The following is a 7,584-nucleotide window of genomic DNA, read 5'->3' as shown; positions in this document are numbered from 1 at the left end:
TACGTCTTAAAGGTCCATGCACTTTTTGGTATCGGGAGAATGCAGAAAAAATGATTATGCTACGATCATTTTATAAAGCAGGGCGTTGGAACTGCTTGAAACAAATGGCAAACACGCATAATCCAGTGCCGGCGGCATAACCGGGAAAATGGGAATGCGCCCTATTTCTTCCGTCTGCCCCGAAACAGCAGGCGGCTTCTTCTCTGTACCTAATTTTCTTGTTTTTATACCGCTAACGTCTTTTGAGTGTAACTCTTTTGGTCAGTTGTCTGATTTATATTGACATGAATATGGTACGAACAGGCGTCGTCTGCCATCCATCAGAATGGCGATGGCGCGGTTACAATGAAATCCAACATCCCAAAATTTTTTAGACTTATTAATGTTGGATATATATCTTGGAATTTTGGAGCGGTTGTATTTGAGAATAGCTGAAAATGAAAAAGCCCCTGAGTAATAATCTACTCAGGGGCTAAAATGTCACAGAGATAAAATGGTATTTTAAATCACAGTCACATTTGCAGCTGATGGTCCTTTGGGACCCTCTTCAATGTCGAATGATACGTGATCACCTTCATTGAGAACTTTAAAGCCAGATGCATTGATGCCTGAATGATGCACAAACACATCTTTGCCACCACCTGCATGTTCAATAAATCCAAAACCTTTTGACTCGCTAAACCATTTTACTATACCGTTTGACATATAAGCATTCTCCTAAACAAAAATAAAAAATAAATCGTCTCGATCTTAAAGAATAATCACTGATTTCTCGGGGAAAATATCTAAGGAAGAAACTCAAGCACTTTAAAGTAGTGCAATAGTTAAGAAGTATACAGTAATCGGTGAGTATGTCAAGGCAATTAAATTTTAATTGTTGCGCTCAGAACGCAAAATCATGATTTCCTGTCGTGCATGTGACTTCATGACCCACTTTTATCTGTAAATGCAGAGACCTGCGCCAGCATATCCAGGGCGGCCGGTTTGAAACCGTCCAGCAGGCGGGCGGTCTCTTTCTGATCCTGTCTGTCGCCGGCCTGCTCCAGTTCAAAGGCCATGGCTGCCAATTTATCCGCACCCATGCTTTTGGCTGCGCTTTTAATGGAATGGGCCAGGCGGGCCGTCTCTTTATAGTTTTTTTGTCCCACAGTACGCTCCAGTTCTTCCAGGTAGACCGGCAGATGGGTGAGAATGGACCGGCAGGTAATCAAGAGCAGTTCATCATCATGATCTGCCAGGGAAAGGGCGCGGTCGGGATCGAAATATTCCGGTTCCGGCACCCCTTGGGATTCATGATCCCTTCCGGGGGAGAGCAGCCGTGAAATGGTTTGGATTAATTTGCCGGTTTGAACCGGCTTTGTGATGTACCCGTCCATTCCCGCAGCCAGGAACCGTTCCTTATCCCCTTTCAGGGCATGGGCGCTCAGGGCGGCAATGGGGATGGATGATTTTTGCGGGTCATCCATCTTTCTGATTTCCCGTGTGGCTTCAAGGCCGTCCATAACCGGCATTTCAATGTCCATGAGAACCAGGTCGTATTGATTGTCCCGGACCGCGTGTACAGCTTTCTGTCCGTTTGACACCATGGTGACCCGTATGCCCAGTTTTTCAAGGACCGGCCGGATCACATCCTGATTAATTTCAAAGTCCTCTGCCACCAGGATGCGGCAGGATTTAAGATAAATTCCATTTTTTGGGGACGTGGCGGATTCGTCGTTCCTTTGCCCGGACCGGAACGGCACAGGCACGGGAATGTCCTCCTGCCGGGCTGGTTCCAGACGGATTGAAAAATAAAAGATACTCCCACAAGGTTTACCACGCTCCACCCATATGGTTCCCCCCATCAGATCCACCAGCTTTTTGCAGATGGCCAGCCCAAGTCCGGTGCCGCCATAGGGTCGGGACAAAGAGGTTTCCAGTTGGGTGAATTCCTGGAAAATCGTGTCTGCCCGGTCTTCCGGGATCCCGATTCCGGTATCCCGAACGGAAAAACGGATGGGAACGGCTCCACTGGTTGTTTTTTCCTGATCGTAAGGTGCCGGTTTAGCGGTAATGACGACAGATCCCTCCCGGGTGAATTTCACCGCGTTGCCCACCAGGTTGGCCAGGATCTGACGCAGCCGTGCCGGGTCTCCCTTGAGGCCTTTGGGCAGCCCTTCGACCGTATGGGACAAATGGATGCCTTTCCGGGCCGCAGCATTTGAAAACATATCCACCACCTCTGTGATGAGCCGGTTCGGATCAAAGGGCTGGTGTTCGATTTCCACTTTTCTGGCTTCAATGGCGGAAATGTCCAGGATGTCGTCAATGAGCGACAAAAGGTGTTCCGAAGAGTGATGAACGACCTTGAGATATTTGCGCTGTTCCTGGTTCAACGCCGTGGACAGGGCCAGGTCGGTCATTCCCATAATGGCATTCACAGGGGTGCGGATTTCATGACTCATGGTGGCCAGAAAGCGGCTTTTGGCATGGCTGGCTTCCCTTGCCAGTTCCGATGCTTGTTTTACGGCGGCGTCGGCTTTTTTCCGTTCTGTGATGTCCTCGCCGGATCCGAGAACATAGAGCAGTTCGCCCGCCGGATCTAATACGGCCCGGGCGCTCAACGAGGTCCAGATCACGGATCCGTCCTTTCTAAAGCACTGGACTTCAAATCCCGAGACCATCCGCTTCTCCTTGACCATCCGTATAAATTCCCGGCGCTGTTTCGGATACAGGTAAAGTGACTCAATGTTTGTAACCTGTTCCACCATCTGCTCCGGTGAATCAAATCCAAAAATCCGGGCCATGGCCGGATTGGCGCTGAGCAGGCGGTTGTCCGGCGTGGACTGAAAAATGCCTTCAACGGCATACTGGAAAATATCCCTGTATCGGGCTTGGGATTTTTTCAGTTCCTTCTGGATCTCGTTACGTTCCAGGGACTCTTCTTCCAGCCGGGCCAGGGTATGGGCCTGCTCGATGTTTATATTGTAGAGTTCCTGTGTCCTTTCCCGGACCCGTTGCTCCAGGGCCCGGGTCTGTTCTTTTTCCCGGAGGCTGGATTTTTCCAGTTCCCCGATCATGGTATTAAACATCCAAATCAGCCGGCCCATCTCATCCTTGCCGGCCGGTTCAAGGCGGACGGACAGATCCCCGTCCCTGACCCTTCCTGCTCCCTGGATCAGCCGATTCATAGGGATGATGACCTGTTTGCTTAAAAAAATAACAATACACACCACACAGATCAGCAGAAAAATGAAGATCATTTCCCGGAACCGTAGATTCATGTTGTCCACCGCCCCTTCAATGGCTTGCCGGGTCTGCCTGACCGAGGACAAAATAAAGGATTCCGGTACGACAATGCACAGATGCCATCCGGTCGAGGGAATGACCCGTGATGACAGCAGTATCGGACCATGGTCAAGTTCCAGACGGTGAATGGTTCGTTTTTCTGACGCAATGGCCCCGGCAATGTTCCTGACCGGCTCGTATTGAGAGTCCAGAAGGGTTTGTCCGAGCAGGTCTCCGTATCGGATATCCGGCGGCCGGGGGGGCAGGCCGAAAACAGCTGACTGCTCCCCGGGAAAGGCAATCATGCGCCCCTGGCGGTCTACAATAAATGAAAACATGCCCGTGCCCGGATCATGTCCCGGCGAATGGTTGCCCAGAATATCCTCGATCATCCGGTCCAGGGTGACGTCAATACCCGCCACCCCCAGAAAATCGCCGGATTCTCCGTAGATGGGGGTGACGGCAGATGTCATGAGTCCTTTTCCGGCTTCATCCTGGTAGACCGGGGTCCAGACGGTCTCCCGGCCGGGGTTGTTTTCCGGGCGGGCCATCCGGTACCAGATGCCGTCTTTGATTTCGTATTCCTGAATGGGTTTGAGTTTCTCCACCATGTGTGTGTTGGGATAATACAGCGTGAAGCTGGTTTCCGTGACCACATAAACGGCTTCGGACTCCGGGGTCCGCTCTTTGACCGTTGACAGCAATGGCCAGATCGCGGACATCAGAGAAATATCTTGTTTGATTTCCGGTGAAATCCGGGAGTCTCCCCAGTACAGCACGGTAAAAGGGTCAGAGGCTGGATTTGAAAAAAAACGGTTATCTGAAAAAAAGAACAGATCCGGTTGAAAACTGCTGCTTGAAGATCGGTTTTTTGTTTCTTCGGTGGTTAAAAATAGCTTCTGATCCAGGAGGAGGGCTGCCTGGCGGGCAATCAAGGCCGAAGATAGACTGATTTTACTGAAACTGTTTTCATATCGTCTGGTCTGTTCCTCCATAATTCGGGAGAGGAACAGGGTTGTTTTTTCCCGGATGTGTTTTTCATTGATCCTGACACTGTACTCCCCGAATTCGACCATCAGTTCGGTTGCCAGATAGGCCAGCGATCCCATGGAGAGCATCAGAACACAGAGAATCAGTACAATCAGTTTAAAACCGATCCTGGAAAACAGGGAGCCGTATCGGCTGTTGAACCGTGGTCGGCGCTTGTTTTTATCAGTTGTCATTTTTTTTTAGACACTACTTGGGCTTTGGGGATTTGGCCCTGGCCGTAGCCTGGGCTGTATGTGGATCCTGGGGCCAGTAATGCTTGGGATAACGTCCCATGAGATCCTTTTTTACTTCCTGGTAGGTATGTGCCCAGAAATGAGCAAGGTCGGTGGTGATCTGGACCGGCCGGGATGCAGGGGAGAGCAGGTGAAGGGTCAAGGGCACCTGGCCTGCGGCAATTACAGGGGTGGCGTCCATGCCGAATATTTCCTGGATTCGGACCGCAAGCACCGGAGAGTCCAACGCCCCGTTTTTATCCGCATACCGTATGGGAATGGTAGATCCGGACGGCACCCGGATATGGGTGGGGGCGTGTCGCTCCACCATTTTTAACTGATCCCAGGTAAAAAGTGCTTTTAAGGCAGCATCTATATCCACGCGCTTTAATCCGGCAGCAGAGGTCACCCCGCAAAGAAAGGGGCCAAGCCAGTCTGCCAGGGCGTATGTCAGCGAATCATCCCCCACATCCGGCAACTGGGCAAAATCCGGACAGGCATTGGCAAGATTTTTCAGAAAAATTACCCTGTGCCTGAAATTCATGGTGTTTTTCTGCCAGTCAAGTCTCTGAAGACCGCTTTCCCTGACTCCCCGGATTATGGCGGCTTTCACCGCTTCCGGATCCGGTGAAGGTAAAGGCTTTTCACTGACAACAATCCGGCCGAACAGGGTTTGCCTTACGGCCTTTACGGAGCCGCTCCCTTGGTCCCACGCCACAACGTCCTGTGTTACCAGTTCCGTTGAAAAATCATTTTCCAAATCCACGCGATCCAGGGTTGCGGCCAGAAAAATGCGCGCATTTTTTGTCTGGCCGTCTACCTCAACGGCCACAATAAAATCACGGCCAGACAAGGTGTTTTCCGTGTCAAAAAACACACCATTGCCTTTGGCTGTGAGAAAGGACAAAGACCCGGTACTGCGCCTTGCCGCCACCCGGTCCGGAAAGGCCTGGGCCAGAAGCCTTCCGGCTGGATTCATATCCATGTCCCGGCCTTGAATATTGAACAGTGAAGCAAGACGCCGGGCCTGGGCCAGGATGGATAATGCCCGTTCCCGGTGGGGAAAATGTTTTTTCTGCGTTTTTGATTGTGACAGGTTGGCCAGCATCTCCAGGCGCAGTAGGATATCGGGGTCCCGGCGACCATATTCAAAGGCAATAATATCCTTTTCCTCAACCAATGCACACAGACAACACCCTAAAAAGCCGTGACCCATCTCTTTGGCCCGAAGAATCATATGGGCCAGCCGGGGATGGATGCCGGCAACCAGCATCTCCCGGCCGTGGGCAGTGATTGCACCCCCATGGTCCAGGGCGTCCAGGGAAACAAGCAGATCCTTTGCCGCCGCAACAGGGCCGGGAGAAGGGGTGTCCAGCCACTTAAGTTCGGACGGATCACGCACCCCCCAAAGGGAGAGTTCAAGGACCAGGTGGGCCAGATCCGCGTTGAGGATTTCAGGACGGTTGAACGGCACAAGGCCCTGGTGCACATATTGGGGCCACAACCGGTAGCAGATGCCCGGAGCGGTGCGGCCGGCACGGCCCCTGCGCTGGTCTGCAGATGCTTTGGACACAGGTCGGGTTTCGAGCCGGGTCATGCCCCGGCCGGGTGAAAACTCCGGCTGGTTGACCAGGCCTGAATCCACCACCACCCGAATACCCTGGATGGTCAGGGATGTCTCTGCAATGGGCGTGGCCAGAACGATTTTCCTGTTTCCCGATGCTGCCGGCTCAATGGCAATTTTCTGGTCCCTGAAAGAGAGGCTGCCGAACAAAGAGATAATTTTTACAGCAGGATCCTGTTGGAATTTTTCATTCAATTTTTCAGCAAGGGTCCGGATGGCTGCGGCACCGGGCAGAAAGACCAGAATATCTCCCTCATGGCGCTCCATAGCCTTGACCACGGTATTCAGACAGGTGGGCAGAATACCGGGCCATCCGATTTTTGAACCGGATGGGATCGTTTGATGATGCGGATCCACATATATGGTTTCCACAGGCCAGGTTTTGCCCTGGGATGAAATCACCGGAGCATTTCCCAAAAGATCGGACAATGCCCGGGTATCCATGGTGGCCGACATGACGGCAATGCGCAGGTCTTCGGCAAAGCCTTCAGCCGCATCCAGGCTCAGAGCCAGGGCCAGATCCCCATGGATATGGCGTTCGTGGAATTCATCAAAAATAACAAGCCCCACGCCGTGCAGTCCCGGATCAGACTGCAGCCTGCGGGTAAGAATTCCTTCGGTGACAATTTCTACCCGGGTCTTTGGGCCAATGCATCTTTCCATGCGGACCTGGTATCCAATACGCCCGCCCGCAGTTTCCCCAAGAAGTTCAGCCATATGGGCGGCGCAGGCCCGGGCCGCCAGTCGTCGGGGCTCCAGCATGATTATTTTTTTGTTTTTTAACCAGGGTCGGTTCATCAACGCCAGGGGCACAAGGGTGGTCTTTCCTGCGCCGGGCGGGGCTGCCAGCAGGGCATAACGTTTCTCTTCGAGGGCTTTGTCCATCGGCCCCAGCACAGACACCACGGGCAGGTCTGCAATGCCGGGAAGATCTTTTACCTTGCGGGGCAGCATTGAAAGGCCGTTTTCCAAATGGCGGGTCATCACAAGGTGTTTCTCCGTATCGTTAAAGATGTTTGCCACTTGTATCTGTTTTTGTTTTCAGATACAAGAAAACCTTAAATTTCAAACGTAAGGATCGCCCATGACCCGGACAAGAAAACAGAATATTATCCCCAAAGAGCAGGCCGTTTTCTGGATGGACAACGACGGCAGCTGGCACAATGAGCACGGGAAACTGGAACACCCCAAAATTATAAAATATTTCAATCAATCCATCCAAAAAGATAACAAGGGATATTTTTTATGCCAGAACATAGATGATAATGTTGAAGAGAAGGTCTATTTCCCTTATGAAGAGACGGCTGTTTTTGTGGTGGATCTTGTCAAAAAAAACGCCGGCATTGAATTGACCTTAAATACCCTTGACACCATTGCCCTTGAGCCTGAAGCCCTTTACATAAAAGCGGACGCCCTGTTTATGGAAACCGA

The 7,584-nt window shown here is 51.7% G+C and carries 4 protein-coding genes; 1 reads left to right on the top strand and 3 read right to left on the bottom strand.

Annotated features, from left to right (window positions below):
* Positions 1-501: 501 nt before the first annotated feature.
* The 3 genes from B3D59_RS14810 to hrpB all read right to left on the bottom strand — a co-directional run bounded on the left by B3D59_RS14810 (position 502) and on the right by hrpB (position 7,137).
* Positions 502-705, bottom strand: coding sequence for a cold-shock protein (locus B3D59_RS14810; RefSeq protein WP_286821139.1), 204 nt, complete (start codon positions 703-705; stop codon positions 502-504).
* A gap of 218 nt (positions 706-923) precedes the next feature.
* Entirely contained in the window at positions 924-4,490 is a 3,567-nt protein-coding gene (locus tag B3D59_RS14805) for an ATP-binding protein (RefSeq protein ID WP_286821135.1), read from the bottom strand.
* Between the two features lie 13 nt (positions 4,491-4,503).
* Positions 4,504-7,137, bottom strand: a complete 2,634-nt coding sequence (hrpB, locus tag B3D59_RS14800; RefSeq protein WP_286821127.1) for an ATP-dependent helicase HrpB — start codon at positions 7,135-7,137, stop codon at positions 4,504-4,506.
* Between the two features lie 100 nt (positions 7,138-7,237).
* Here hrpB and B3D59_RS14795 point away from each other — a divergent pair.
* Positions 7,238-7,584: MFS transporter permease (locus tag B3D59_RS14795; protein ID WP_286821123.1), on the top strand; the 347-nt coding region annotated here is incomplete at its 3' end.

Origin of the sequence: Desulfobacter sp. UBA2225 (assembly GCF_002348205.1) — a bacterium.
GTDB classification, from domain to species: Bacteria; Desulfobacterota; Desulfobacteria; order Desulfobacterales; family Desulfobacteraceae; genus Desulfobacter; species Desulfobacter postgatei.
This window is presented reverse-complemented; position numbering and strand designations above follow the sequence as displayed.

Excerpts from the sequence above, each read along its gene's own strand:
- B3D59_RS14810 (WP_286821139.1), bottom strand. The coding sequence starts at position 705 with ATGTCAAACGGTATAGTAAAATGGTTTAGCGAGTCAAAAGGTTTTGGA.
- B3D59_RS14805 (WP_286821135.1), bottom strand. The coding sequence starts at position 4,490 with ATGACAACTGATAAAAACAAGCGCCGACCACGGTTCAACAGCCGATAC.
- hrpB (WP_286821127.1), bottom strand. The coding sequence starts at position 7,137 with ATGACCCGCCATTTGGAAAACGGCCTTTCAATGCTGCCCCGCAAGGTA.